The organism is Blastococcus sp. CCUG 61487 (assembly GCF_005222955.1).
In the GTDB taxonomy this organism is placed as follows: domain Bacteria; phylum Actinomycetota; class Actinomycetes; order Mycobacteriales; family Geodermatophilaceae; genus Blastococcus.
In genome coordinates, this window is the sequence record NZ_LWUA01000144.1 from 1 (window position 1) to 256 (window position 256).

1 protein-coding gene is annotated in these 256 nt (G+C 66.0%); it reads left to right on the forward strand.

The features are described 5' to 3' along the window. Positions 1-256: hypothetical protein (locus A6V29_RS20785; RefSeq protein ID WP_170977777.1), on the forward strand; the 256-nt coding region annotated here is incomplete at both ends.

Consider the following 256-nt stretch of genomic DNA (forward strand, 5'->3'; position numbering starts at 1 on the left):
CCACTCCAGGGGACTCACCCCCCGCGGGCTCCGGCGGGCCGAAGGTCTCGTTCGACCCGAAGCGCCTCACGCTGGCGACCTACGCCATCGGGGGCCTCACCTTGCTCTACCTGATCCTGAGCTTCTTCGACTGGTACCAGTTCGAGGACGAGTTCTCCTTCTTCGGCGGCGCGCTGGACCTGAAGGGCTGGGACAACGACGACGTCAAGATCGCGTTCTTCCTGTTCCTGCTGGCCACGGTATGGGCCGCGCTGCC